Origin of the sequence: Paenarthrobacter sp. YJN-5, from assembly GCF_015040095.1 — a bacterium.
GTDB classification, from domain to species: domain Bacteria; phylum Actinomycetota; class Actinomycetes; order Actinomycetales; family Micrococcaceae; genus Arthrobacter; species Arthrobacter ureafaciens.
The window spans coordinates 1,828,654-1,854,850 of the sequence record NZ_CP053544.1 but is presented as its reverse complement, the minus strand read 5'-3'; the positions used below and the strand labels follow the sequence as shown (position 1 = coordinate 1,854,850).

23 protein-coding genes and 1 pseudogene are annotated in these 26,197 nt (G+C 64.3%); 10 read left to right on the top strand and 14 right to left on the bottom strand.

Annotated features, from left to right (window positions below):
* Positions 1 to 120: 120 nt before the first annotated feature.
* Entirely contained in the window at positions 121 to 954 is an 834-nt protein-coding gene (locus HMI59_RS08805) for a hypothetical protein (protein ID WP_227471587.1), read from the top strand.
* Positions 955 to 1,034: 80 nt separating this feature from the next.
* Here HMI59_RS08805 and HMI59_RS08800 read toward each other — a convergent pair whose 3' ends face one another.
* From HMI59_RS08800 to HMI59_RS08785, 4 genes are all read right to left on the bottom strand, one after another.
* Entirely contained in the window at positions 1,035 to 1,472 is a 438-nt protein-coding gene (locus tag HMI59_RS08800; protein ID WP_193593376.1) for a hypothetical protein, read from the bottom strand.
* A gap of 191 nt (positions 1,473 to 1,663) precedes the next feature.
* Positions 1,664 to 1,834, bottom strand: coding sequence for a hypothetical protein (locus HMI59_RS08795; RefSeq protein ID WP_193593375.1), 171 nt, complete (start codon positions 1,832 to 1,834; stop codon positions 1,664 to 1,666).
* Between the two features lie 41 nt (positions 1,835 to 1,875).
* On the bottom strand, positions 1,876 to 3,180 hold the full coding sequence (locus tag HMI59_RS08790) for a Y-family DNA polymerase (RefSeq protein ID WP_227471625.1): 1,305 nt from the start codon (positions 3,178 to 3,180) through the stop codon (positions 1,876 to 1,878).
* A 15-nt stretch (positions 3,181 to 3,195) separates the two neighbouring features.
* A complete protein-coding gene (locus HMI59_RS08785; protein WP_193593373.1) occupies positions 3,196 to 3,651 on the bottom strand; it encodes a LexA family transcriptional regulator in 456 nt (151 codons plus the stop codon).
* A 384-nt stretch (positions 3,652 to 4,035) separates the two neighbouring features.
* Here HMI59_RS08785 and HMI59_RS08780 point away from each other — a divergent pair, with 384 nt between their 5' ends.
* Positions 4,036 to 4,446, top strand: a complete 411-nt coding sequence (locus tag HMI59_RS08780; RefSeq protein ID WP_227471586.1) for a hypothetical protein — start codon at positions 4,036 to 4,038, stop codon at positions 4,444 to 4,446.
* The gene (locus tag HMI59_RS08775; RefSeq protein ID WP_227471585.1) at positions 4,443 to 5,480 is read left to right on the top strand and encodes a hypothetical protein; all 1,038 of its coding nucleotides are present in this window, start codon (positions 4,443 to 4,445) and stop codon (positions 5,478 to 5,480) included. The genes HMI59_RS08780 and HMI59_RS08775 overlap by 4 nt, the downstream gene beginning before the upstream one ends.
* A 184-nt stretch (positions 5,481 to 5,664) precedes the next feature.
* Here the strand turns inward: HMI59_RS08775 and HMI59_RS08770 are convergent, their stop codons facing one another.
* Positions 5,665 to 6,156 (bottom strand): hypothetical protein, encoded by a 492-nt coding sequence (locus HMI59_RS08770; protein WP_193593372.1) that lies wholly within the window; start codon positions 6,154 to 6,156, stop codon positions 5,665 to 5,667.
* 237 nt (positions 6,157 to 6,393) lie between these two features.
* Here HMI59_RS08770 and HMI59_RS08765 point away from each other — a divergent pair, with 237 nt between their 5' ends.
* The 5 genes from HMI59_RS08765 (at position 6,394) to HMI59_RS08745 (ending at position 16,442) form a co-directional block, all read left to right on the top strand.
* Positions 6,394 to 8,850, top strand: a complete 2,457-nt coding sequence (locus HMI59_RS08765) for a type IA DNA topoisomerase (RefSeq protein WP_227471584.1) — start codon at positions 6,394 to 6,396, stop codon at positions 8,848 to 8,850.
* Between the two features lie 252 nt (positions 8,851 to 9,102).
* Positions 9,103 to 10,002: a hypothetical protein gene (locus tag HMI59_RS08760; RefSeq protein WP_193593371.1), complete on the top strand. Its 900-nt coding sequence runs from the start codon at positions 9,103 to 9,105 to the stop codon at positions 10,000 to 10,002.
* Between the two features lie 41 nt (positions 10,003 to 10,043).
* A complete protein-coding gene (locus HMI59_RS08755) occupies positions 10,044 to 12,329 on the top strand; it encodes a hypothetical protein (RefSeq protein WP_227471583.1) in 2,286 nt (761 codons plus the stop codon).
* 35 nt (positions 12,330 to 12,364) lie between these two features.
* Complete coding sequence (locus HMI59_RS08750) at positions 12,365 to 15,853, top strand: hypothetical protein (RefSeq protein ID WP_227471582.1); 3,489 nt, start codon at positions 12,365 to 12,367, stop codon at positions 15,851 to 15,853.
* Positions 15,854 to 15,920: 67 nt separating this feature from the next.
* The gene (locus tag HMI59_RS08745) at positions 15,921 to 16,442 is read left to right on the top strand and encodes a hypothetical protein (protein ID WP_193593369.1); all 522 of its coding nucleotides are present in this window, start codon (positions 15,921 to 15,923) and stop codon (positions 16,440 to 16,442) included.
* Positions 16,443 to 16,549: 107 nt separating this feature from the next.
* On the opposite strand, the gene HMI59_RS08740 is transcribed toward HMI59_RS08745, so the two are convergent.
* From HMI59_RS08740 to HMI59_RS08730, 3 genes are all read right to left on the bottom strand, one after another.
* A complete protein-coding gene (locus tag HMI59_RS08740) occupies positions 16,550 to 17,014 on the bottom strand; it encodes a hypothetical protein (protein WP_193593368.1) in 465 nt (154 codons plus the stop codon).
* A 129-nt stretch (positions 17,015 to 17,143) separates the two neighbouring features.
* The gene (locus HMI59_RS08735) at positions 17,144 to 17,725 is read right to left on the bottom strand and encodes a hypothetical protein (protein WP_193593367.1); all 582 of its coding nucleotides are present in this window, start codon (positions 17,723 to 17,725) and stop codon (positions 17,144 to 17,146) included.
* 181 nt (positions 17,726 to 17,906) lie between these two features.
* Positions 17,907 to 18,113, bottom strand: coding sequence for a hypothetical protein (locus tag HMI59_RS08730; RefSeq protein ID WP_193593366.1), 207 nt, complete (start codon positions 18,111 to 18,113; stop codon positions 17,907 to 17,909).
* Between the two features lie 548 nt (positions 18,114 to 18,661).
* Here HMI59_RS08730 and HMI59_RS08725 point away from each other — a divergent pair.
* Complete coding sequence (locus HMI59_RS08725; RefSeq protein ID WP_193593365.1) at positions 18,662 to 18,811, top strand: hypothetical protein; 150 nt, start codon at positions 18,662 to 18,664, stop codon at positions 18,809 to 18,811.
* Positions 18,812 to 18,888: 77 nt separating this feature from the next.
* Here the strand turns inward: HMI59_RS08725 and HMI59_RS25635 are convergent, their stop codons facing one another.
* The 5 genes and pseudogenes from HMI59_RS25635 to HMI59_RS08705 form a co-directional block, all read right to left on the bottom strand.
* Positions 18,889 to 19,056: a hypothetical protein gene (locus HMI59_RS25635; RefSeq protein ID WP_227471581.1), complete on the bottom strand. Its 168-nt coding sequence runs from the start codon at positions 19,054 to 19,056 to the stop codon at positions 18,889 to 18,891.
* Positions 19,057 to 19,107: 51 nt separating this feature from the next.
* Positions 19,108 to 20,940 (bottom strand): ATP-binding protein, encoded by a 1,833-nt coding sequence (locus tag HMI59_RS08720; protein WP_227471580.1) that lies wholly within the window; start codon positions 20,938 to 20,940, stop codon positions 19,108 to 19,110.
* A gap of 146 nt (positions 20,941 to 21,086) precedes the next feature.
* Positions 21,087 to 21,155 (bottom strand): annotated as a pseudogene (locus HMI59_RS25630) (zinc finger domain-containing protein); the annotation flags it as partial.
* A 72-nt stretch (positions 21,156 to 21,227) separates the two neighbouring features.
* Entirely contained in the window at positions 21,228 to 23,081 is a 1,854-nt protein-coding gene (locus tag HMI59_RS08710; RefSeq protein ID WP_193593364.1) for a DUF262 domain-containing protein, read from the bottom strand.
* 154 nt (positions 23,082 to 23,235) lie between these two features.
* On the bottom strand, positions 23,236 to 23,730 hold the full coding sequence (locus HMI59_RS08705; protein WP_193593363.1) for a hypothetical protein: 495 nt from the start codon (positions 23,728 to 23,730) through the stop codon (positions 23,236 to 23,238).
* Between the two features lie 58 nt (positions 23,731 to 23,788).
* Here HMI59_RS08705 and HMI59_RS08700 point away from each other — a divergent pair, with 58 nt between their 5' ends.
* Positions 23,789 to 24,784: a hypothetical protein gene (locus HMI59_RS08700; protein ID WP_193593362.1), complete on the top strand. Its 996-nt coding sequence runs from the start codon at positions 23,789 to 23,791 to the stop codon at positions 24,782 to 24,784.
* Between the two features lie 316 nt (positions 24,785 to 25,100).
* Here the strand turns inward: HMI59_RS08700 and HMI59_RS08695 are convergent, their stop codons facing one another.
* Positions 25,101 to 26,096 (bottom strand): GIY-YIG nuclease family protein, encoded by a 996-nt coding sequence (locus HMI59_RS08695; protein WP_193593361.1) that lies wholly within the window; start codon positions 26,094 to 26,096, stop codon positions 25,101 to 25,103.
* Between the last annotated feature and the right edge of the window lie 101 nt (positions 26,097 to 26,197).

Below are 26,197 nucleotides of genomic sequence, written 5' to 3'. Positions count from 1 at the left end.
ACTCTTCGCGCGTCATCCGATAGATCAGTCGATTGGTCTATCAGATAAGATGTACTGGAAGACCAGTCGGATGCGGGCTCTGTGCCATCCGGCGCAGACATCGATCCGAAAAAAGAGGCCATGGCGATGAAGACCCCGATGACGAGGAAGGCGGCAATGTCTGCCGCCGCGCTGGCAGTGCTGGGCAGCCTGCTCGCCGGATGCTCCGCCGGCTCAGAGACGGCGCAGCCGTCGCCGAACCCGAGCACTAGCTCAGCGAAGGTGACCAGCGGGGACCTCGGCAAGGCGCTGGACCGGCTCGTGTTCCAGGGCACCGGGGCCAAGAGCACCGACGGCGGCGCGTGCCTGGTCCGCGCAGTCCAGGACAAGAAGCTCTCGGATGCCGCGCAGGCCTACATCGTGGTCAAGGGCAGCGACGACATCGCCGCGGTGGCAAATGGCCTGCGCGAGGTGAGCGAGATGGACGCCGCGATCATGCTCTCCCCCGAGCTGCGCGAGAAGTTCGACGCTTGCGTCGACGCGGTGATCCCGCCGACCCCGGCCCCGGGTGCCACGACAAGCAAGGACGGCAAGGATCAGGTCTATTCGCCGCCGAAGCAGGGACAGGAGCTCCCCCAGGCCCGGCAACCGGACCTCACGCCGAAGTTCCCGGTGCCGCAGGGCACGAGCATCAATTCCTCGACGCAGCTGACCGCGGGGCTGGTCTCGATGTTCTCCTCCTACGCGCTGAACGAGGACCAGAAGAAGACCTACGCAGCCTCGGGCGAGTGCCTGGCGGGCGTCGTCTTCCAGGCGGGGTTCTCGCAGGAGACGCTGCGCTTCCTCGCCGGCGGCGCACCACTGGGGGCCGGATCGATCTCGGACTTCCTGCCGAAGGACGAGGACAAGAACATCTGGAAGTCGAAGGACTTCACCTCGGCACTCGTGGACTGCACGGCCAACACAAAGGTCTGAGTAGCCGTTGCAGTAGTCTGATCAAGCAGCAGAACCGGTGCGCGTGCGCACCGGTTCTTCTTTTTATACCGATGTCGGCACTAGAGCATTGTTAGCCGCGCTTTGCCGAGGTGCTCGCGTACAACAGCGATGTCCCTCGTCGGGTCGCGCCGGATCCGCCGTGACTTGACGACGAATGCGGACTTCTCGATCACAACGAGCTTCAATCCATGTTCGGGGATAAGAAGGCGCTTGCGTTCGTCGTAGAGGCGGCGTTGCTCGCCGCGACCAACACCAGAGACGGTCTGCCGCCGATCGAAGAACGGCGAGGGCTTCGAATGCTGCTCCTCCTGGAACTCGACGACGAGCTTGAGATCGGACCAAAAGCCGTCCACGGGTAGCTTGGTGCCGAGGGGGCGCAAAGGGGACGGGTCGCCGCGGAGCCAATCGAACGTCGCTTGGCGACAGCTGCTCATGCCGAGGACGCCATCGCACAGGTCAAGCACGTAGTGCTCATCGGACGCAGTGCGGTCGACCATGCCGTGATTCTTGCAGAGTTCAGCCGGGAGGCCCATGCTTCATAGGTTCAAGAACGTCGTTTGGTCCGCTCTGAGAGCTTAGGATCTCGGAATTAGGGTGTTTCGGTCAGTACCGGCCCCGCCTTCTCTGCATCCGAGCAGCTGAGGCGGTCTAGGTTCCACCGTCACAGATCCCTTCTCGGTGCCCGACCTTATTCATCCGTGCGGATGTTGAGAATGCGGAATCCTTCAGGCACCTTTTCGCGGGCCAGGGTCAGCGCGGCTTCATAGCTGTCGGCACTGGCCGATACCCGTTGATACAGCGAGGGGTCGTCGTCGTTGTCGGTGCCAGCGATCGGGCCAATGGCGAGGATAACTTCCATGGAGGCCATTCTCCCATCGCTTCATTGATGAGCCGGGTCGCCTATGCCACCGCGACGGGCAGCTCGTCCCAATGCGTCGTGCATCGCTTTGAGAGCATGGCGCGCTTCATTTCCCAATCCTGCGGCGTCTTCAGTCCGCCGCGACCGACTCCGACGGCGTCCCGGCCCAACTTCCTGGTGATGTCATCGAGCACCGCGCCGATCCCCCGGGTCTCGGTCTCCGGCTGGAACACCGGCAGCAGCTGGACACCGACGGCCGGGCGCAGTCCGGTGAGCACCACGCCGGCCCTGGCGTAGCGGATGCCGGGTGTCGGAAACAGATCCGGCAGGACGGTACAGGCAGCCTTGGTCAGTACGATCGGATCATCTGTCGGCACCACCAGGGACACCGCCTTGTGCGCAGAATGAGGAACGGTGTTTTCGTCGGCCCAGCCGGTAGAGACCCAGACCGAGAGCACGCCGGCGACGGATTTCTGCGCGCGCAGCCGGGCTGAAACGCGCTGGGCGTAGATCGAGAGCACCTGGTGCATCTCATCGCGGTTCGTGAGCTTCCGAGAGAAGCTGCGGGAGTAGATGAGCTGGTCTTTGGCGGCGGGCGGCTGAGTCTCCAGTTCGATGCATTTCTGTCCCCTGAGCTCCAGGATTGTCCTCTCCATGACGACGGAGAACCGCTTGCGGAGCCATTTGGCATCAGCGTCGCGCAGCTCCCTGGCGGTATGAATGCCGAGCCCGGCAAGGCGTTTGCCACTACGGCCAGCGACGCCCCAGAGGTCCGTGACATGAAGTGAGTCGAGGATCCGGTCAAGCTGCTCTTCCGGAAAGCGCCGGAGGTCGAGCACGCCGTCGAAATCCGGGTTTTTCTTGATGCCGAGGGCAGCGACCTTGGCCAGGGTTTTCGTGGGAGCGATCGCCACACGAACGGGGATGCCGGTGAGCTGAAGGACAGTTCCGCGGATCTCCTGGCCCAGTGGTTCGAGCTCGTCAGGAGTTCCCCGGAGTTTCAGCCAGCTTTCGTCAATCGAATACACCTCCTGCCAGGCACTGAAGCGGCCCAGAATGGTGGCTACCCGGGAGCTTAGCGATCCATACAGCTCATAGTTCGATGATCTGACCGCAACACCTTTGGCCTGGCACCAACCGCGGATCTTGAACCACGGTTTGCCCATGATGTCGGGGTCCAGCGCCTTCACCAACGGGCACGCAGCGACTACGCAGCCGTCATTATTGGACAAGACCAGAGTCGGCCGGTCTCCCAGCGTGGGATCGAACACTCGCTCGGCGTTGGCGTAGAAGGAGACGCAGTCTACGAGAGCGATCTGATCGGGTGCTGGGGTCGGAATAGTCATTGCCACGGCCGGAGACTATCGGCGGGGTCTGACACCGCGCCTGATTTTCGGAGCATGCAGGATCCAGGTGACCACGCCCCACACCGTCATCTCTGTGTGTTCATGGAGGACGATGTCGGAATAGTCGAGGTTCTCCGCCAGGAGAACTGCGCGTCCCCGGATGACGTCCAGCCGTTTGACGGTGTATTCGCCGTCAACGACGGCGATCACGATCTTGCCCGGAACCGGATCGATCCCTCGGTCCACGAGCAGCAGGTCGCCGTCATTGATTCCGGCTCCGGTCATGGAATGGCCGGCTGCACGCCAGATGAATGTACAGGTCGGGTCGCGGACCATGTATTGAATGAGATCAAGGTCACCGGCCCAATATCCCTCTGCCGGGCTGGGGAAGCCGCAGGCAACCGCTTCCGGTGCGAGCGGAAGCATCAGCGGCTCGGTGAGCGCCAAGGGTTCTGGCTGCGAGGCCTGCATGTCCACTTCCTTTTTCGAACATATGTTCGATAGCTCATCGTACGCCCGAGCAGGGATGACGAGCAACGCAGCGTGAGTCCTTGGGTGGTCAACGCAGGAAAAGGCCCTGGTGCGCTTCGTGCGTGCCGGGGCCTCGTTTTTTCGCACGAACGAGAGGTGCGAACCAACGTTCAGCGGCCCCGGCCTTGGGGCCGAGGACCCGGGGCCGCCCTTTGGGGGGGCACGCGATCAGGCACTGACCGGGTGACGCAGATGACTCTACTCCTCCGCTTAATCGCTCCGCAAATATCTATCAGAAGTCATTGCCCAATCATTCGTGACAGGCATTCGAATGAAGTTAGAATGGACTCGTACATCGGTCGAATATGACAGGAGAGGCCAGACATGACCGTCGTCGACGAGCCGAAGGCTGCGCCTCCCGCTGCGAGCGCTGCGACCAGGTCCGGTGGACCGGGCACCGACCAGAACGGCAGCGACCGCAGGGAGCGGGTCTTCACCCGCCTGTCCTCGGACGAGAAGCAGCGGGCGGAGTACTGGGCGCAGCGGCGCGGCTACCCCTCCGCCAACGAGTACTACGCTGAGGCGATCGCCGAGAAGATCCGGCGCGAGAATCTCGACTTCGACATCCCTGATCTGCTCACCGCGCGCATCAACCAGGTCGTCGACGAGCTCAAGGCGCTTTCGACGAACAACGCCAACCTCGAGCGGGTCGTGACCATGGGCTTCGATTCCCTGCTCGGGCTGACCAGGGGCGACAACTATCTGCTGGACGAGGAGAACGGGGAGCTGACGTGAGCCAGGGGCTGAATGAGATCATGCCGTCCACCGACGAGCTGATGGACGTCGACACGTCTTTCCTCGATGCGTACCGGACCGGCGGGAGCGAGGGCCTGAAGCGGGCCTGGGAACGGGCACAGCCGGCGGAGCCGGAGCAGGACACGCCGGAGAAGGATGAGGCCCCGCAGCAGAGCACCAGGGACCTCGACCGGGACACCGGTGCCGGCCAGCGGGGAGGCTCGGGAGCAGGCAGCGCCACTCCCCCGGCCCAGAGCGACGCCGTCGCCGTGGACACAGCAGCGACGCCGCAGGTGCACGACGACGCAGACGCCGATGCGCACCCGGTGGCGCTCCCGGTGTCGCTGCCGGAAGATGCCAACCTCCTCCCGCCCGTCCCGCTCCAGCACACCGACCATCAGGAGGCCGTGCAGTCTGCGGCGGCCAGGGGCGGCTCCGGCGGAGGGGACGAGGGCAGCGAGTCGTTGCCACAGAGCGGCTTCCGGCTCGACGGCGTGAAGAGCCAGCCTGCCGTCCGGGCTCTGCCCGAAGTCATGGTCGGCGCGCTGCGGGAGCAGCTGCGTTCTGCTGCTGTTCGGGAGCTCAGAGTGAGCGATGCGGCAGCCCGCGAGTTCGCCGAGCGGCTGAGCCAGGCAAGCCTGGTCACGGCCTTTCTGCTGGCCCAGCTCGACCTTGGACTGGCGACCGATGCCGCCACCCGGCGCGCGGCGCAGCTGTTCCGCTCCCGTGATCCGTTGCTGGGCAGCATCGCGGCGCGCATGGAAGCCCTGGAGCGGAGGGGCCGTGAGCAGGCCCAGGGCCTGGCCGCGCTGCACGGGCAGCTGGGTGAGGTAAAGGAGACCAGCGCGGCGATCGAGCAGGCAGTCGCATATTCGATCGCGGACCGCACGAGCAACTTCCTGCGCGGCTCGCACGATGTCCACGAGGCTCCGATCACGCACAAGGAAGCAGTGTTTGTGCGCGACCGGGTGCGGGAGGCGACGAAGAAGCAGTCGAAGCTCGAGCGCGAGCGGGAAGGGCGGCCGATCCGGTGAGCACCTGCGGCGTCGCGCTGCCGACCTCCGGACCGTGATCAGCGCTGTCCAGCATCAGCGATGCATGGACAGACGATCCGTGCCACTTTATAGCCATCACGATCAGCCCGTTGCCGCAAGGCGCGGGCTGATTTTCTTTTCAGGGGCTGGGAGTCGCTCGGGCTCTGGCGCGGCTGAGGCGGAGCTAGGACCGGACGGTGAGCCGGCCTTCCTTCATGTCGTCGCGCAGCTGCGACAGCATGTACCAGTGCGCGCCCTTGGGTTTGAGTGAAATGTAGTGCTCGTGCTGCTTGCCGTCCTGCTCCCAATCCAGGACCATCTCCGGACGGCGTAGCAGGCCCTGGTATTCGTCGACGTCGGCACGGATCTCGACGCGCACGCGCTCGTCCCCCGGCGGCACCAGCAACACTGCAATGTCACCTTCGTAGCTCAGTGAGACTTCCTGGGCGAGAAGCCGCCGCACATCGGCAGTGCAGATCTCTCCGAGGGCGACGTCGAAGACGTTCTTGCCGTGCGTGGCGCTCTCCCAGGCGTTGATGCACTCGATCAGCATTGAGCATCCCTGGGCAATACGGATGACGTCGGCCTCGTCCGGCGGCCAGCTGCCCTCCTGCATCTCGATAAGCATGCTGTTGAAGTCCTGTGGTGTTCGCAGGAATGCGTGGTCGAGGGCCATGGGATTCGTGCTCCTGGGTCGGGCGTGAGCGGGTGGCGACTCTATAGACGTTACCTCGATCCGGGGTCGCCGTGAATGATCCGGGCTCTCGCTGACCGGCGTGCCGGCGCGGGTCTCGCCGCTCCCATTCGACTCGCTGTGCGACTCACTCTGACTCGCCATTCGACTCGTTCTGTCGATAGACTGATGACTGATTTATGATTCGGCTGGTTTATGAGTCACCGACGAAAGGGAGTCATGATGGTTGTCGGGATCCTCACCGAGAAGCCGAGCGCGGCGCGGCACTTCGCCGCAGCCCTCGGCGGCATGAACGGCACGTACAACGGAGAGCAGTTCGTCATCGCCCACGCCCGGGGGCACCTGTACGAGTTCGTCGATCCGCACCGGATGGTGGCGGATCCGGACGCGGCCGAGAAGTACCGGACCTGGGACCTGGGCAACCTGCCCTGGGATCCTCAGCAGCTGGACTGGAAGCTGGAGGTGATCAAGGACGCGGGCTCTGTTGCCCAGGACGTGAAGCGCACGCTGGGCAAGTGCGATGAGATCGTGATCGCCACCGACGTCGACCCCACGGGCGAGGGCGGCATGATCGCGGTCAACGCCTTCCTTGAGCTGGGGCTCAAGCCGCGCAAGTGGTCGCGCATGTACTTCACCGACGAGGCCCCGGCGTCGTTGCAGAAGGCGTTCGCAGCCCGCAAGGCGATCCCGTCGCTGCTGGACTTCGATGAGTACAAGAAGGCGCGATACCGTTCCCAGTTCGATTTGCTCTCCATGCAGTTCACGCGCATCGCCACGAACATGGCCCGTCAGTCCGGACAGGACACGGTGCTGCGCCAGGGCCGGCTGAAGTCGGCGATGGTCAAGCTCGTCGGCGACCAGCTGAAGGAGTACAACGACTACGTCAGGAAGCCGTTCTTCCAGAACCGTTTCCGCGACGAGAACGACGTGATGTACACGAACCCGGAGGAGCCGCGGTTCGACCAGAAGGACCAGGTGCCGAACCAGTACAGCCCCTCCCCCGTGGTGCTCGACGGCAAGGCGAAGAAGCAGACCGCTCCACCGAAGCTGCTGGACCTGGCCGCGCTGTCCTCGCTCCTGGTCGGCAAGGGGATCAAGGCCCAGCTGGTGCTCTCGACGTATCAAAAGATGTATGAGGACACGACGCCGTTCAGTGGTTCGGGCAAGCCGTCCGGTGGCGTCGTCTCCTATCCCAGGACCGAGGACAAGACGATCACTCCCGAACAGTTCAAGGAACTGCTCCCCCACGTCGATCAGATCGCCAAGGTTGTCGGGGTAGACGTCAAGCACCTCACGCACCGGACTGAGCGGAAGACCCACGTGAAGCCGACAGGTGCTCACGGTGCCAACCGTCCGGGCCCGAACGTCCCTCCGTCTCTTGATGCCGTCGAGCAGCGTTACGGCAAGGCCGGCCGCCTGATCTACGAGACGCTGGGCAGGAACTACCTGGCGATGATCGCCGAGGACTACGTCTACGAGCAGCAGAAGGGCCACGTCAAGGACTACCCGGACTTCGTGGGCATCGCCAACGTCCCGCTGTCGGCGGGCTGGAAGGCGGTGTTCGATCCGGACGCCGGCGACGACACTGCCGAGGGCGACGAGAACGAGTCGGCCAAGGGCCTGGGCACCAACGCTGAGCCCTTCGTCTTCGAGGGTGCGAACAAGCGCCCCGAGCACCCGAGCATGAAGTGGCTGATGAAGCAGCTGGAGAAGCGCGACGTGGGCACCGGTGCCACCCGGACCTCGACGTACTCCGAGGTTACCTCGACGAAGACGAAGTACCCGCTGCTGCTGGAGAAGGGCCGCAAGCTCACCCTCGCCGAGGCCGGGGACATGAGCTGGCGGCTGCTGCCGGGCACCCGGATCGGCGACCTGGCGCTGACGGAGAAGGTCTACGCCGATATGAAGGAGATTGCCGCGGGCACCGGCCCGGGTGCAGAGGAGCGCCTCGCGGTCGTGACCGACTGGGTGCGCGAGGACATCGCGACCATGCAGAAGAACGCCGCGACGATGCGCTCCGCACTGGGGCTCAAGGAGGAGGCCGTCACCCGGAAGGAGCGGGCGCGGGGCACCTGGGCCAGGACGGGCAATGATGTGGTGTTCGCGCGTGAGTGGGGCGGCCACCGTTTCACTGACGACGAGGTCGCCCGGCTGCTGGCCGGGGAGACGATCGAGTTTTCGGCGAAGAGCACTACAGGCAAGGCCTACGAGGTCTTCGGCGAGCTTGGCGAGAGCACCTTCAAGGGCCGGAAGTTCGTCGGGTTCCAGAAGCTCGGCTTCGGCCGGCGCGACGCCAGCGGTAACGCGGTGCCGCCGGAGTCCTGGTGCCACTACACCTTCACGCCCGAGGAGATCGACCGCCTCATGGCCGGCGAGGGCGTCGAATCCAGCGACTTCGTCTCGAAGAAGGGCAACCGCTTCCAGTGCAAGGTCTTCTTCCGCGAGGAGAAGAAGGGTGAGGGTAAGAAGATCGTGCCTGACTTCGAGGCCTCCCTGGACTCCCCGCCGAAGAGCTGGTGCGGGGTTGCCTTCACCGACGACCAGCTCGCGGCACTGGCCGCGGGCAAGACGATCAAGGGCACGGGCTTCACCTCGAGCAAGGGAAAGAAGTTCGACGCCGAGCTTCAGTGGAAGAACGAGGGCGGCAAGAAGAAGCTCGTCCCCTCCTTCGGCTGAAGTTTCGCGGACTTGTTTCTGAATGATCATTCGGGGTCCAGTCTAATAGACTGCCCGTCCACGTGAATCAGCGCAGCGCGGCACCGCCTGACGGCATCGGATCACACGTCCGAGTCCGTTGGGCGGTGCCATTCCGCGTCAGTCGCGCTCAATTCGATAGGTCTATCTAAGGTAGAGTAATCATGTATCCCTCATCTATGAGGGCATTCGGACAGGCGCAGACACATCAGTGGTGGCAGCAGGGAGAAATTCATGGCGAAGATGTCGTACAAGGTGCCGACGAGCCTCAACAGGTCGTTCCTCGACCACGAGATCACGCTCAGCAAGGGCGGCTGGGCGGCCAAACCCTCCCCCATCAAGCAGCTGTTCTTCTTCGGCGGGGGCGTGCTGGCTCTGCTCTGGGCGGTGACGCAGACCTTCGTGGCGAGCTCGGGTCCGGTCTTCATCACGCTCTTCGTCATCTGGGGCCTGGCACTGATCGTCTACTTCGGCGGCATGACCAAGACCAAGGAGCTGCGGGCGATGAACGTGCCCGCCCTGCTGGCATACGCCCCGTCCCGGGCACGCAACGTCTTCACCCGCCGCAGCTCGGACCCGAGCGACTTCTACTCGATCGTCGGCATCGACGGCATCGAGGAGGACGGCCGGATCCACTTCTCCGATGGCGGTGAGGGGCAGGTCTACCTGGTCGTCGGCTCAGCGTCGTACCTGCTCTTCGACGAGGACCGCATCGGCATCCTGGACCGGGTCGACGCCTTCTGGCGCAAGATCGACACGAACTGCGAGTGGGCCTTCATCACTACGAAGGAGCCGCAGCGGATCTACCACCAGGTGGCCTCGCTCGAGCACCGCAACCGCGCTCTCGAGATCCGCGACCCCGATCTGATTGAACTGCAGAACGAGCAGTACGACATCCTCACGCAGCACGTGGGCGGCAAGTTCACCTCAATCCACCAGTACCTGCTGCTCAAGGGCAAGAGCGAGGACGCCCTGCGCCGGGCGCACATGGTGCTGCAGGCGGAGGTCGAGGGGTCCGCTCTGATGATCAAGGAGGCGACGGTCCTCGACCGCGAGGAGACCGAGCCCATGCTGCGGGTCTTCTACCAGGGCATCGACGACGACCTGCCCGCTCTCAAGGCATCACTGGGCTGACCGGGCCGAGCTGGATGAACACAGGAAGGACGAAGGGTGACATGGCGCTGATGACGAAGGCCCGCGCGCAGCTGGGCATTCCGGGGAAGAAGCCCCGGGGCGGGGACGCGACGGCCGCGCCGGGCGTGGATGAACTGGAGGCCGCTCTCGACGGCGATCCCGCCACGGGCGGGACGGCGGAGCCGTCCGGGGCGACCGCACTGGCGTCGGCCGCTGAGCCGGCCGAGGTGGCCGAGCCGAAGAAGAACTGGTGGCAGCGCCGCCAGGAGATGAAGAAGCTGGAGGGGCGGTTCGACTCGTATCCTCACCTGCTGGCGCTCAAGCCTCGGGAGAAGTACGTCTTCCGCTCCGACTACTTCGAGGTCGACGGTTCCGTGGCGTGCGTGCTCGCGTTCTTCCACGACGACGCCGCGCACGACAACTTCGCCGCGTTCTGGGGCATCGACCGGATCCCGGACGGGCTCGACGAGCGCGTCACCGCGGTCGTCCTGGAGCAGGTGCGCCGGATGGACGAGAAGTGGGTGGATTCGTTTACCAAGCAGTCCGAGAAGCTCGACCGCCTCGACGCGAACGAGCAGGAGGAGACCGGCACGACCTCCTCCAAGCGCAAGGCCGCCAAGATCTCCTCCGACCTGGAAGTCACCATCGGCGAGATCCAGGACGGCGCGAGCTACCTGTCGGTGCACAACCGCCTGTTCCTCAAGGCTCCGGACCTGGAGACGCTGGACGACTCGGTCGACCGCGTCACGCGCCTGTACATCGACCGCTTCGGCACGCTGAAGGCGGCGGCGTACGCCGGCGAGCAGCGCCAGGAACTCTCGGGCCTGTTCAAGAACAACGAGAAGAAGCGCGGCAAGGGCTTCCACTTCACCTCGACCGAGCTCGCGGGTTCGTACTCGCTGGTGACCAACGGCCTGAACGACCGGGGCGGCGAGTACGTCGGCTACATGGTCGGCGACGTCAACAACTCGGCCGTGCTCATGGACGTGAACCGCTACGAGCACCACGTCGTGGTGGCCGACGGGACCCTGAGCGAGTACCTGGACCGCCAGCGTGTGTCGAACATGTGGTGCTCGAAGATCTCGCAGGCCTGCATGCTCGGCAACGGCTCGGTGGTCCACCTCGTGCTGGACGGGGCGGACCTGGACAAGCTCGGCCCGGAGTTCGAGCGGCTGACCTCACGCGTGGACCTGAACCGCGGTGACGTCAACCCCTTTGAGCTGTTCGGCGACGAGGACGACGAACTGACGGTCTTCGCCGAGCAGATGGAGAAGCTCAAGCTGATGTTTGAGCAGCTCTACGAGACCACGGACGGGGCAATCGGCTCGATCATCCGCTCCGCGCTGGAGGACACGGCGACCGACTTCTACGTCGAGCAGGGCATGTGGCGGCACAACGCCAAGAACCAGCGGCACCGCCTGCGCGTGGTCAACATCCCGCATCAGCAGGTCCCGCGGCTGCAGATGTTCGTCTCGTACCTCGACACCGCGCACAAGGCCCTGCTGAACTCAAGCAAGACCGACCCCGACCAGCTGCGCGCATACAACGTGCTGCGCGGCATCGCGAACACGATGCTCAGCACGAACGGCGACCTGTTCAACAACCACACGGCATCGGCCGTGGACGGGGTCCGGGATGCCCGGCGCGTGGTCTACGACTTCTCGCGGCTGATGCGCCGCGGCAAGGGCGTGGCCATGGCCCAGCTGGTCAACATCGTCGGCTTCGCCGTCGGCAACCTCGGGCTCGGGGACACCGTGGTGATCCACGGCACCGAACAGGTCGACGACCGCGTCAAGAAGTACCTGCGCGACCAGTTCGACCACATGCACGAGCGCGGCGGCCGCGTGGTCTACAGCTACAACGACGTGGACAAGATGCTCGTGGACTCGGACTTCAACAAGTTCGACGCCGCGGACTACACGCTCTTCGGGCCGATGCGCGACCGCACGGTGGCGGAGTACCAGAAGCAGCTGCACCAGCAGATCCCACCGGACCTCGCCCAGCTCATCACGACCAAGGGCGAGAACCTTACCTACCTGCGCCGGGACGTGTCGAACGTGGTCTTCCACCTCGACCTCGCGCTGGGGATCAATCCCTTCAGGGAGGCCCAGCGCAGGCAGGTTCGCCTGGAGGCCGCCAAGGCCGACGAGGCGGCCCGGATGGACCAGCTGATGAAGGACAAGCCGGCACCCGGCGCGAAGCTCACCAGCGCCCGCCAGAGCGTCGAGTCCGAGGACGACCGCTCCGAGGACCGGGTGGGGCGGGCCGACCGCAGGAAGGCCATGAAGAAGGCCGGGACGGCCCCGCGGAAGCTGGGCAAGTCATGACGGCCATCACGGAGACGACAGTCAGGAAGGGAAAGATGAACGGGACCATCACGCTCGCGGCGCGGGCCCGGGCCGCGGCGACTGCCCGGGGCGTGCTGGTGCGCGTCCTGGCTCTGTCGCTGCTCGTGGCACTGGTTGTGCCGCTGCTGATGGCGGTGTTCGCGCCGTCGGCGCACGCCGCCGACGACGAGGACCGCGACAATTACTCGCTGTACCAGCTGGCGTCGAATGCCTCGACGTACTTCAGTCAGGAGAACTCCCCCGAAGGCAAGGACAAGCCCGAGGACCGGATGAACGAGGACTGGCGGGCGATCACCGCCGCCCCGGCAACGGGCGGCGACATGCTCGGCTACGCCGACTCCGAATTCAGCCTCTTCAACGTAGTCGGCTGGCTCTTCGCCGAGGCGACGGGCTCCACGCAGACCATCGGGTACGACACGCTGAACGGGACGGCCAGCGGCAGCGGCAAGAACGTCTACTCCGGCATGGTGGACTACGCCCACTTCGGCGCGGCCAACGCCGACCTCGGCCTGGACACTATGTCCTCGGGCATCGGCGGCCAGATCCTGTCGCTCATCGGCGGCGGCGCGATCTGGCTGCTCTACGCAATGGCACTGGCCGTGGGCACGCTGTTCTATCTCATCATCCAGCTGCTGAAGGTGCTGAACCCGTTCATGTGGTTCTACCAGGCGGTCGCCGGCGTGGCGGACTCCGGTGGCAATACGAACAGCGCGCACCAGCAGGACCTCGCCGACGGGATGACCGGTGGCCAAGCCGGCGGCGGTGCCCTGGCGGGCCTGCAGCACTGGATCGCAAGCTGGTACGGCCTGCTGCAGTCCATCGCCTGGGAGGCGCTGGTCCCGCTCTTCATCGGGTTCCTGATTCTTGGCCTGGTGCTGTTCAAGAAGATGGACCGCGGCTCGGCGATCAAGAAGCTCGTCGTGCGCGTCGTCTTCATTGGCGTGGGCCTTCCGCTGCTGGGTTCGATGTACACCGGCGTTCTGGACAAGTTCGATGACTCGCTGCTGGGCCAGCACGCCGGCCCGACCCGCGTCGTGCTCTCCACGTACGTGGACTTCGAGGCCTGGATGATGAACGACCGCCTCGCTGTTCCCGATGAGGCCGTCATCGCCTGGGACAACGGCCAGGCCAGCAACAACGCCATGATGTCGGTGCGCACGACGGCACTGGCGATCAACAAGCAGGCTCACGGTTCGACCTTCCGCGACATCAGCGTGGGCCCCGGTGCGACCAACGCCGAGACGGCGTGGAAGAACAGCCTGGTGGGCATGGAGGGCAGCCCTGCCGGCGACTTCAACGCCGTGGGCGAAACCTTCGGCATGCTCAACAGCTACATCTCGGGCCAGATCACCTCCGCGTCGGACTTCGAGTCGGGCATCAAGAGCGCGATCACCAACCTGCCGGTCAACAGCGACGTGAAGAAGGAGTGGTTCATCGACAAGAAGTCCTACGGTGACAGCGACAACTTCGGCGGGCACGGCGAGTCGGACTACATCCCGACCAACCACCCGGTGCTGGCGGTCGGCGGCAAGGGCCTGACCTCCTCGAACCCGGGCGGAAACACGACGAGCTTCTCGACCCAGGGCACCAAGCACGGCTGCGGGTTCTCGGTCTGGGCGGACAACGCCCCGGTCTCCTGCAACATGTCGGCGCTGTCGGCCTACAACTACCTGAACACCGGCTTCGGCCCCGACTCGATGACGATGTACAGCTCGAACAACGTCACCAGCGGCCTGACCCGCGAGGACCACATGGCGGTCAGCCAGGTCGGTACGGGCCCGGCGAAGTTCATGTACTGGCAGAACGCCGGGGTCGTCCTGGGCAGCATGGTCCTGCTCGGCTTCTGGTACGCCATCGGCATGCTGGTGGGCGCGGTCAAGCGCACCTTCAGCCTCGTGGCCGCGGTGCCGTTCGCCACGCTGGGCGCGATCGCCGCGATCAGCAAGGTGATCGTCTACTCCGTCGCACTGATCCTCGAGGTACTGGTGACGCTGTTCATCTACCAGTTCGTTTCGGAGCTGCTGATCTCCATCCCGGACATCATCTCCGGACCGGTGTCGGCCTGGATGTCCCAGGACGGCCTGTGGGGCTCAGGCATGCTCGGCGGGATCATCGTGGTCATCCTGACCCTGATCTCCTCGCTGCTGATCATCGGCATCACCTTCGCGCTCCTGCGGGTGCGCAAGGTCGTGCTGCAGGCGATGGACGAGGTGTTCACCAAGCTGGTGGACAAGTTCCTCGAGACCAACACCGCACCGAAGCCGGACAAGAGCGGCATGCTCCCCGCGCTGACTGCGGGAGCCGGGGCCGGAGCGGGCATGGCCATGGGTAACAAGCTCGCCTCCGGCGTCGGCGGCAAGCTCGGCGGCAGCGGGGCCACGAAGCCCACCGGCACCCCCGGTGGCGGCAAGGGCTCGCCGACCAACGCCGGCGGCCTGAACGGCGAGCAGAAGTCGCTTGCTGCCGGGAAGGGCGCACTGGCCCTGGCCGCCGGTCCGAACGACGGTCCGGAAGCCGGCCCCGACGGCGGCCCCGCCGGTCCCGGTCCGGTTCCCGGCGGTAGTGGTGACAGCGGCGGCCGCGGCCCGTCCGCTGGTGGTCCCGAGGGTCCCGGCGACAAGGGCGGTCCTCTGCAGCTCACGGGCGGCAAGGCGGGGAGCTCCCGCTCCGACAAGGAGACTGCTCAGACCCTGAGCGGCAAGGGCGGCCTGTCGAACCTCGGCTACAGCACCGGCCAGGGTCCCTCCCCGCGGGGCGGCCAGGCCACCGGCGGCCAGACGAGCTTCGGGCTTGGCGGCGCTCAGGGTGCTCCTGGTACCGGGCAGCCGGGCCAGGGCCAGAAGCGGGACGGGCTCACGGGCGGCACCGACAGCGGCGCACGCACCAGCGGCGGCCGCAAGGCGGTCGCCGGCCAGTCGGCCCCGACGCAGTTCGGCACCGGCCAGCAGGCCGCTCCGGCCTCTTCGGGCCAGGGCCCGCGCTTCACCGCTGGTACCGGCGGGCCCGCACAGGGGAACCCCGTCGTCGCAGCGGTCCCGGGAATTCCGGGCACCCGGGCAACGCGGGCCGCCGCAGGCCAGCAGCCGCAGGCCAACGCGGGTTCCGGCTCCCGTGCTGTGCAGGCGGGACCGGGTATCCCGCAGGCCAGCGGCAGCCAGCGCCGCAGCCCGCAGGCTCCGGTCCAGGCTCCGTTCCAGCCCCGCACCGGCGCTCCGGCGCAGGCGCAGGGCCAGTCCGGTCAGCGTCCGCAGGCCCCGGCTCCTGCTCCTACCAAGCCCCGTGTCGGTGGCCGGGTTACCGGAGGCGCTCAGATCAGCCAGGGTGTCCAGGCGACTCCACGCAGCGAACGTCGATCGGCACCGGCGGCTCAGGCTCCGAAGGCCCCGACCCCGAAGTCGTCGCAGCGGCCTCCAGTCCAGCCGCGGCGGACGGCGGATCCGGCTCCGAAGCGCACGGATGGACCCGTGTCGCGGGGGAAGCCGGCTGAGGACCCGAAGAACTGATCGTTGATGATGAGGGCGGCGCACTCCGACAAGGGGTGCGCCGCCCTTTGCCTGCCACGGGGGAAGGATGGAACGGATGAATCTGCGAGGCAAGGCGCGCGACGAGTTTCCGCTGGGCTGGTGGCACTCGGGGCGCTGGTGGCTCGAGGGAGCGCGCGAGCTGGCGGTGAACTGCCTGGCTGCGTTGGCTGCTGTGTGCTTCCTGCGCGAGGCGCTGCGGCTGGTCCGCGATCGCGACAGCCCCGCTGATCTGGCGCGCCGGCGGGTGCCGACGGAGGGTTGGGTGGCCGGGCTCCTGCTCGGGTGCATGGCTTTGGGTAGTTCAACGGCCCTGGCGGCCGTGGCAGCACAGACGGGCTCCTCTGAACCGGGACTGGTCCAGGCGGCGGTCCTCATCGCCATCTTCTGGTGGCTGGCCAACGTGGTGGTTTCCGTAACCGCGCTTGCGGTGCTGGCCAGGTCTCGGGTCCGGCACCGGGACACCTGGGCTGAGATTGACTTCGTCGAGAGCCATGCGCCGAAATATGGACGACCTCCGGAAACGGTCGAGGAGTACCGGGCGCTGCGCCTGAAGGGCGGACGGCTGTAGGGCTCATACTCGTTTGCCAGCCAGTCAGACACAAGAAGACCCCGCGGACGTGATGTCCACGGGGTCCTCTCTTCCCGTCAGGCGGCAACCACACTGCAACAGCTGCCTCAGTTCCTCCGGGAGCCCTTGTCGAAGATCCGCGAGATGCGGTCGATTCCCTCGGCGCTGAAGATGTCCGAGACGGTACCGGAGGTCCTGCTGCGCGGCAGCTCCGAACGCAGGGTGAGCTTGACGTACCCCTTGGTCGGCCGGGACTCGATGACGTAGACGATTTCGTGCGAGACGAAGGCTGAGGTGTCCGAGTCCGGCTTCTTCCGGTGGGTGAGCACCCGGAAGCCGGGACGGTCTCCGATGTAGTCGAAGAATCTGCCGAGCTTCTCTTCCTCGAGCTGCCGCCGCTCCCCCGCGTTGCGGCCGGAGACTTCGATCAGCTGGATGTGCGTGCAGTCCACATCGTCCGTCGGCCGGCGGATGTCGTCGAAGTCCCAGGTGGCCCGGGCTGCGCGCAGCTGCTCGTCGCTGGGGTATGCCACCCTGCCCTGGTAGTACCTGATCGGTCCAATGAGCGTCATGCCCGACCTCCTGGATCCTGTCCGGCGCATGCTTGCGTCCCGGGAGAGAAAAGGCGGAGCCCCGCGGACGCGTGGTCCACGGGGCTCCGGTACTGCAGGTCGCTCGGGGCAGTCAAGGGGTCAGCCTCCTCAGCCGCAGTACTTGGTCTTGACGGCCTTGCCCTGCTCGCTGTCGACGGGCACGAGCACGACGTCGTTGACGCCGTTGGAGAAGACGAACTCCATGGTCGACTTGTCCTTGCCGAAGCTGATCGAGCCGGTCTCGGTGGTGCTGCGGCCAGCCTCGGTCCAGTCCACGGAGGACTTGGACTCGTTGATCTTGCCGGTGCCGCGGACGGTGTAGGCGTCCTTGAGCTCTCCCTTCGCCGCGGCCGCCTTCGGGTCGTCGAGGACGGAGTTGATGGAGTGGCAGGCGAGGTCCTGGCGGCTGGCGGTGTCGAAGTAGGTGATCTGGTCACCGTCCACGACGACGATGTCGCCGTTCTGTCCTTCCGAGGTGGCGAAGTACCGCCCGTCCCCGCCGGAGCTGCTGCAGCCGCTGAGCACGAGCGCGGCGCATGCCAGGGCCGCAGCGGTCGCGGCCAGCTTCGTCCGCGTCACGTGTGCGGGCCTGGTGATGTCCATGGTCTTCTTGTCCTTCTGGTCGGTCCTGTCGTCCTGGCTCTGTGTCCAGGCAATGAGTGTTCGGAAGGTCCAGCGTCTCGGCTCCACAGTTCAGAACTGTTTCCCCGAGCCCCCGTTCCCAGGCCACGCCCGGGAGCCGAAGCTGGACTTTCCACGCCCGCATGGACGGACGATCTGCTCAGCCGGGGCTGAGCAGAATTTCCACTCACATACCTGTTTTCTCTACCAGTATGGCAGACCACGTACCACCTGTACCACCTTGCACATGTCAGTCAGGAGATGACAGGGACAACTCCAGGCACAAGGAGCAGCAGGCGTGGCTCTCGGCTGCGAAGGTCAGGAGGACGTCCGCGCTGTGCCCGGTGTGCCATTCCGGGCCGTCTGGACCGGGAACGGCACCGCAGACGGGCAATAGGTCGTCGGGACGGGTGTAGAGGTGGTGGACGGTGGTCTGGGCGGCGGATGCAGCAGGCATGAGCCCATTGTCCATCAGCACTGGTCGACCTGGTCAGGAGCTTCCGTCTGAACGCAGGCCAAGACCGAAGTTAGGCCTGAAGAGGTTCGTCGCAGGCTTTACAGGCCTTCCGGCCGCCAACGCCCGATTCCTGGACGACCAGCAGCCTTTTGGGGTTGTCGTCCCAGACGTTGCCCACTGAGTTGCACCAAGCAGGGTGGAAGACCTTTCCCGAGCTCACCACGTAAACCTGGCCTGGACCTATTTTGGGTGAGCCATCGCTGCGGCGTGATGCTGGTTCAACGGGGTGTAGCTGTCCTAGTTCTTTGGACTCCTGCTTGGCTTTTGCTGCGGCCTGCCAAGCGCGGCGCGGACGAGGTGTCATTGATCCATCAGTTTCTGTTGAGGCCGAAGTCTAGTCATCAGTGCGTCATTGTAGTGGGACTCGGCCGAATCCACTTCGTAGATGGCGTGCCGGCTCCGAGAACGCGAAGAAGGCTGAAGACAACGGCAGGCTAACTACGGCCTCCGCAACATATGCGCACGGGACCAACGCCGATCCTAGCGAAGTGAGCACGCACAGGCAGTCGTACGTCCAGCTCCTCAGAATGCTCGTGTCATTGGTGCTCAAGATAGGCGACGACTTCCAGGTGTCGGTCGCGCACAAAACACCGCAACTGCCAGAGGCCGTGCAGCTGTTGCTGGAGGGGAACAAATGATCGACGGGAGTGTTCACGATCAAGTCCCACAACATCGGACATGCAGCCGTGCTTGGCGGCATATCGCTGATCGTCGCCTAGCTCGACGGCAGGCCGAGCCTATCGAAGAACGCCCTGTTCCGCTCTGTGGCCGCATTTACGAGACCGTCGAAGCTGATGACTTCGACGTAGGCCTTGTAGGGCTCGATGTAGCCGAAGTACCCGAGCCCGTCATGTGTCTTGGTCAGGCCCGACAGCTTGCACATGCGTTCCATCGTCGGCGTCAGGTCCGCGATGACGTAGCAGAAAGCCGGCGGCTACTGCGCGCTCGACGGGATCGGTCGCCCAGTTGCAGTCGCCGCCTTGCCCTCACGGACGCGCGCGACGTAGTCGAGGCACTGTGCGATGGGGTTCTTATCCTCCGCCGTCGCATCATTGCGCATGGGACGCTTGAGCTCGACGACGACGATCGACTGCAGCGGCAGCTTCTGCCCTTCGGACGCGAGCACGGGCAAGTCCGGCTCGAGCACGCGGGTTGCCAGAATGTCTGGTCTGTTCGTCGAGGCATCGTCCGTGACGGGCATATTCTTGAACGTCTTGTCGGACGCGAGGTAGTCGTGGAAGACGAGCCGCTCGTCGAGGATCCACAGGTTTGACGCGTCGACCCCGACCTCGTTCGAGTCCTGCCGCATCGGGAAGAGCAACTCATGGATACGGTCCTCGCGGGCGTACTTGCCGTTGCCGTCCGACTCGATGAGTTTCGCGAGGATGTCGAGGGTCGTTCGTCGTCGGGCGACGTAGTTCGCCAGGTCGGACTGGTTGAAATCCTTCACTGTCACGAGGTACTTGGCGAGGCGCTCGTCGTAATCTTCGGGCTTGTCGCCGCTCGAATCCGCGAATACGGCCTGGCCCTCTGCCAATAAATCGGTTTCGATCCTCTGGGCATGCTTGTGCAGCTCCATTTCGAGGTCGGTGTCCTTCATCGACGGGTCCACGACGATCCCGGCTGATTCGATGCGCTTCATGAGCGGGCGGTACTTCGGCCCCTTGGTGCTCACGTATTGGTGGATCCGCTCCTTGCTCGCGACCCGCGCCGATGCCAGCGGCTCGGTCAGCGCCTTCGAGACCTCCTGCAGGACGCCTGTACGGATGTCGTCGAGCGTCGGCTCGTCGATCAGGGCGTCGCCCGCCATGCGCTCCGGCAGGTCGAAGTCCGTGCGGTCGGCCCTGACGTGGTCGTTGAGGTAGGTCGAGGACAGGTAGCAGACGTAGGTGAAATCGGTTGAGGTGCCGTCTTTCATGCGCGCGTAGAGGCCCGGCAGCTTCCCCGCGATGCTCTCGTCTTTGACGACCCGGTTCGCGGCGCACCAGTGCAGGCGCGGCGTCGCGTTGCGGGCCGAGGTCTTGAGGCGCAGGTTGAGCATCTCGAACGTCTGGCCCTTGACCTCGAACGACGCTGCAGTCTCGGAGTGCCCGAGCTCTTCGACAAAGTCCTTGAGCGAGAACGTCTCATCGTCGTCAGACACGAACACGTCGGGAGCGCCGCCGTCGCGGAGGAAGTACCAGATACAGTGCTCGAAGATTTCGCGCGCGATGGCCTCAACCGTCTTCGCCGCGCTCTGCTGGTACGGCTTCTTGAAGCCTTCCAGACACACAGAGCTGCCGGCATCGGTCAGTCCGTCGGGCGCGTCGTCGCGCACGACGTCCTGACTGACCGAGAACCTGAGCTGACGTCCCGCAAGGGTCCCACCCTCGTAGTAGGCGCTGCGCACCTCGACACGATCGAACGCCACCAGCCAGAGCAGCCGGCTCACGCCACGGCAACCCATACCGGCCTTGTAATCGCTGTCGAGCGTCTCGAAGGACGTCATGTTGTCGGGCGTGAACCCGATGCCGTTGTCCTCGACGCTGAAGCCGGTGATGATCTTGAGCGGGGCGCGGCCAGGAGAGCCCGCGCTAAGGTCGAACGCGCCCTGCCGCTCCCGGTGAATCCGGACAGTGAGACGCCCTCGGCCAGCGGCATCGTCGGGGAACCGCGCGTCGATCGCCTGGATGCCGTTGACGACCGCCTCGTGCAGCGGGAGCAGCGCATGGGTTTTCGGCAGTGTCGTGTTCCGCACCCGCCCTGCCAGCGACGTCTTCAGCGCCATGGTACCTCCTCCACTCGTTCGATGTTATGGACATTAGCCGCGACCACTGACGTTGAAACTGATCATGCCTCGTGTCCGGATCCCCAACGTGACGGTCGCGCGCCCTTGGATCACCGTATGCTCATCGGCCTCCGCTTACGCTCAAGCTAGCGATTTCGCTGGCAAACCGGGCAAAAGTGGCTGGAGCGGTTCATGAACTTTTCGCGTACGATCGGCGTTTCGTATCGCTTGCAGGAGTGCCCAGCGAGCCCATAGACACTTAGACCTAGGGAAAACCAGCCCTTCTGTCAGTCATCCTCGTAGTCGCCTTCAGCTAGTTCCTCATCCAGGTCAGCAAGCTGAGGGGCTGTGGGAGTTCCGATTGGTTCCGGGCCGCTGATCTTGAACATCATCCAGATACGAGCCGTGAGATTCGCGCGCCGTTGCTCGAAGAATGCGGTGAACTCGTCAACGGAGTGCGGTAGCGGCGACGGCAGGGCATGTCGTTCGAGGAATGCGCTTCGATTATCCGGGGATGGATACTCCGCAGCAAGCCAGTCGTCCGGCGCTTTGTCAGACTTGCCGATGTTTTCGAGCCCTGGGAGCAGCTGCAGGTTCGGCAGGCGATCCCGCTTTGAGACAAGCTCCTCGATGGACTCCGGGGTGAACAGCGGTGTGCCGTCGGGGTTCTTGAGACGCGCCAGTACTTTCTTGTTGACCCGCGCGGCCGGAAATACATGGTCGACGTGGAACAGGTTGCGCGTGTCAACATGCGGGAACAGGGCTGCAAGCACTGCAAAGGTCCGGGCTTTTCCGTACTCCAGGGTCAATATGTCGTCGACCAGGGCATCTGTGACCGCGAGCGATTTGCCGCGAAGTGCCATCGCCTGTTCGATTGCTGAGACCGGGAACCCCGAGGCACCCTGTGCCTTGATGACCTCGCGCAGGTCACGAAGCAAGGTGTCCAGGCCAGAGCCCCAGACACCGCGGACGATGAGGGACCGCAGAACCCATGACCGAAGAGCTTCACGATCTTGGCGGGACGCAGGTGACTCACGGTATGCGTGTCCAAGCTTCCGGCGATGCACGTAATACGCAACCGGGATGAGGACGCTGTCCGCGGTGAGTGCACCGCCGGACAGACCGAAATCGCTAAGAAGTCCGACCGCAACGTGGAGGGATGTACTCATGACATCCCAGCCGGCCTCGAGCTTGGCCATGTTGGGCGTGCTAAAGTTTTTGACCTTAAACCCGATGTCACCGATGTCCGCAAGCACCAGTCCCGATTTCAGGATCGTGTCCCGGGAGAAGTTGAACCCGTTTCCCGTCTGGTTTAGGGAGTCCACCAGGCCATGGACAGCGGCACGGGCGTCACCCTCCCATTGCGCTGTGGCGATGGACAGGAGCAGGTCGCTGTAGGAGAGGACGGTGCCGCCGGAGTTGACTCGCACGAAAATGTCGAGGACACGTTCAATGTCCTGCACGTCTTCCTCATAGAAATGGAGGCTCGCGCTGTGGTGGATCGCCTCCCAGAGCTTAGAGGCGAGCTCCATTGCTTTCAGGTTGTTTCCGACGCCGTACTTCGCCGGAATCATCATCATTGCTGAAGGTTCGGCTGCGTCGAAGATCTCGGACACCGGGAGCCACGACTTGCTCTCGTCGTCTGCCGCTGCGTCGATGTCGGTTTTGGTCAGGAATTGGAAGTGGTACTTGAGGCCGAGCTCATTCTCGGGGGCTTCATCCAGAAGGTTCAGGTAGAGACGACGCTCCGGGTAGGACCATGGCTTGTTCGCCCAGCCGCCATGGACCTTATAGGCGTAGGTACCTCGAAGTCCGATATTGAGTGACGTCAGTCTCTGCTGACCGTCGAGGACCGCGATGACTTCACGGTCGGTGGGTATGTCGACTACTGGGTTGTGGCGGTTGTTGAAAGCGCTGTAGTCCTTCATGAATCCGTAGAACTTGAACTCGCTGACTGTTGCCGGCAGTACCTTCCACGAGAGGAAGCTCCCAACCGGGTAACCGCGCATGATGGAGTCGAACACCCGGATGATCTGGGTAGGTTTCCAGACGTACTCTCGCTGGATTGCCGGAAGTATGAGCTTGTTCTCCTGGATCTGTCGCAGCGCCTTTGCGATCGACATCGGCTCTTTGTGTCCCATGGGCCACACTCTACGCGGCACCCCAAGATCCGAATTGAGACACACAAGGTTGTCATCATCCATTTTCGCAATGCTGACTTGAGGGCTGCCTTCTTTGCCAGGTGCTCGGCCTGAACTATCCAGGGGATGAGCCGCTGATTCGCCGTGCAATTGGTCAGAGCCGGCGGAAGAATCGGTGCCAGTAAGCCTCTTCTGCGTCCATCAGCATCTCGTAGGTCCGTTCGGCCACGAATTTTCCAAAGTAGGGGCGTTCTTCGACGTTCAATGCTCCCAGGGAGACAAGGGCGGCCGCCAACAGCGCATCGTCCTCGATCGAAGGCTCTACCCATTCCCGCACGCCATCGGCGGCAAGGTCCTCCCACACGTGGGGCGAGGTTGCTATGGCCTCCCTGGCCGCGGCAAGGCGTACCTTCACGTCCCCGCTGCGGGACCGCATGTAGAGGTGGACCTGATATTCATCCGAAGCCGGAGCAGCAAAGGGTGGTGCCCCGCAGGCGGGCGGACGGTGCGTAGGAATGACCTGGTAGCGTGCCCGGACAGGGTGCCGGTCATGGAGGGTCTGCCGGATTTCCCTGATGCGGTGCCCTGGGCGCAACGTCGCACTGCCAGGGATATGGTCATCCCGCCCTGTCTCGTTGTGTGGTGCCATGGCGTGTCCCGACAATCGGCCGACGGAGCTCCCCGCCTCCATCGTAGGCCTGGCTCGGATGGAGGTTGAAGGGCCATGGAACAAGGCGGTCGCAGTCATGGCGTGTGTCCGTCGAGCCGGCGACATACGGACGTTTCCGTGGCAGCGGCTGCGGCGTGCGAACATCCTTGATATGGCAAAGTCACCGAAGAGGCCAGGCCCTGAGCTGTGGTCCGAGGGATTGATGTGGGTCGAGGCAGCCGAGATGCAATGCGCGCGGTTCGAGCGTCTGGTCCGGGAGAACGAACAGGCGCGTGAGGATGCACACCGCCGCCGAGACTGCGCGGAGCGCCCGTGGATACGGGACTTGGGCGATCCTCCTATCCTCGTACCGACCGTGGCCTTGGAATGGCAACAACAGGCCGAGCTCTCGTTCCTGCTTGTGGCGACCCAGCACGTGCAAACTGCCGAGGCCAGCCTCCCAAAGGAGCACCGACCGAAAACCGTGCTCGACGAGGATCGGATCCTGTACCTGCTGCGGGACTTGAGTGAGCATCGGGAGGATGCCGAGGGACGGGCGCGGCGGGAGCTGCTGGAATCAGAACACGCTGCGATGCTTCAGAAGATCCACGAGATGCTCGCGATGAGGCGGGGCGGAGAGCGCGAGCTGGAAGCCCTCCGGGAGAAGTTGGAGGCCTACCCGCCAACGTTGTTTGAGCTAGCCATGCCCGACGACGAGGAGGTCTGGCTGGCGGGTATCCCTCTCACACGGATCAGGGTGTGGCTCATCGACGCGCGCTGGTGCTTCCGCCGGGCGCTGGCGGAAGTGGGCGTGGTGGCACCGGAGCCGCTTGCTTCCACGGTCACAGACGACGACACCTATGACTGGCCGAGTCTGCGGCTCAGGTATCGGGCATGGGAGCTTGAGTGGCAGGGCGAGGAGAAGCTGTCCGAGGATGAGCAACGGGCGCAGGAAACAATGGACGAGATGGACCCCATCGTGGATGGCCTGCTCGCTGGGTACTTTAATGAACAGGAGGCCAAGCGCGACGACGAACGGGAGCCGGGTCAATGATTCGTGGATTTCCACACGTCGTGCTGCTGCTCAAAATGAGCACCGCCACCGCCCACGCGCGATGGAGAGGTTACGTACCGCTCCCCCGGTCCAGCCAAAACTGAGGCAACTGATCCATCGGGTTGTCCACATACGCCAAGGCACCTCTAGAGACAGCCTGCTGTTGATGCTGGACTGGATCCATGCTCAGCTACGAAGACATCATCCTGCTCGGCGAGGAACGGGTCCTCGTCATCCAGGAGCACAAGGACGGCAGCTGCTGGTGCGGCCAGACCTGGGATTGATCGGGGTCGACAGAGGCTTCATCCCGTCGCGCTCAGTTTGCCGGCCAAATGACCTTTTCGCCCATCAGCTTCAGGAACGCAGCATATTCTTCGACGGTCAGCTCTCCACGGGCGGCAGCGCCCGCGACCGCGTCTCTCCTTGACCAAAGGAACGACGGACCTTCCTCCCGTTGGACCGCATAGATTGTCATGTCGAGGCTTGCGAGCGTTTCTATCAGGCTCGGATTCTGGGTGGTTCTTGCTTGCGAAATTGCAAGACTGACCTTGTCCCACTCGAGGTCGTAATCCTCCGGGGAGAGTGGAACTGCAGCCGGTCCGTGGGAACGGTTGCGCGGAAAGTGGCTTCCAAGCATCACAGTCAGCGGCGGTTCGCCACCGGCCATGCGGTTCAAGCAATATCGTTGGTCTGCGGCCTTCTCAGTTCGTTCTTCGAGGGCGAAGGGGTTGGTGCTACGGGCAGCGAAGATCCTGGTCGTATCCAGAGCCCGAAGCTCGTCTACCGGGAAGATCGAGTCATACCTGGACCCAAAGAGCACTCGGTCAAACGGTTTTCGATGAGTCCAGTGCTTCTTGATACGCGAGCGGATGTCGCTGGACTGGCCTATGTAGAACTGGCGGTACTCATCGAAGACCATGATGTATGCGCCGGCGACACCGTCCCAAGGTTTCAGTGACTGTACTGGCTTGAAGGTACGGCCTTTGGCCAGGACATGGTCCAAGGCACCCTCAAAGTCGTCCTGGTCCAGAGACGCGAAGTACTTCATGGACAAGTCGAAGTTGGCCAGCGCCGCGTCGCGATACACCAGCAGGAACACGTCCGAATGCTCGGTGTGCTCCTCATCGCGGTACATCCACGCCGTGTCGTTCCAGACCTCCTCGGGCCAGTCCTCTCGTCTTGGCTTCTCCTTCGGCCTCCGGTTCGGGTACGCGTAAAGCTCCCTGGTCATCTTGTGGCCGAATCGGCTTGCACGCAGCTGCTCTCCGAAGTGTTCGATGCCTGGATGGAGCACAGGCTTGGGTTCCCTCATGGGTTAGAACCTATCCGGAAAACGTTCCTTGTCCCGCGATGGCCGCGCGCGCTCTTAGGGGACGCTGGAAAAAAGACATCCCCTGCTCGAAGCGGAACGGT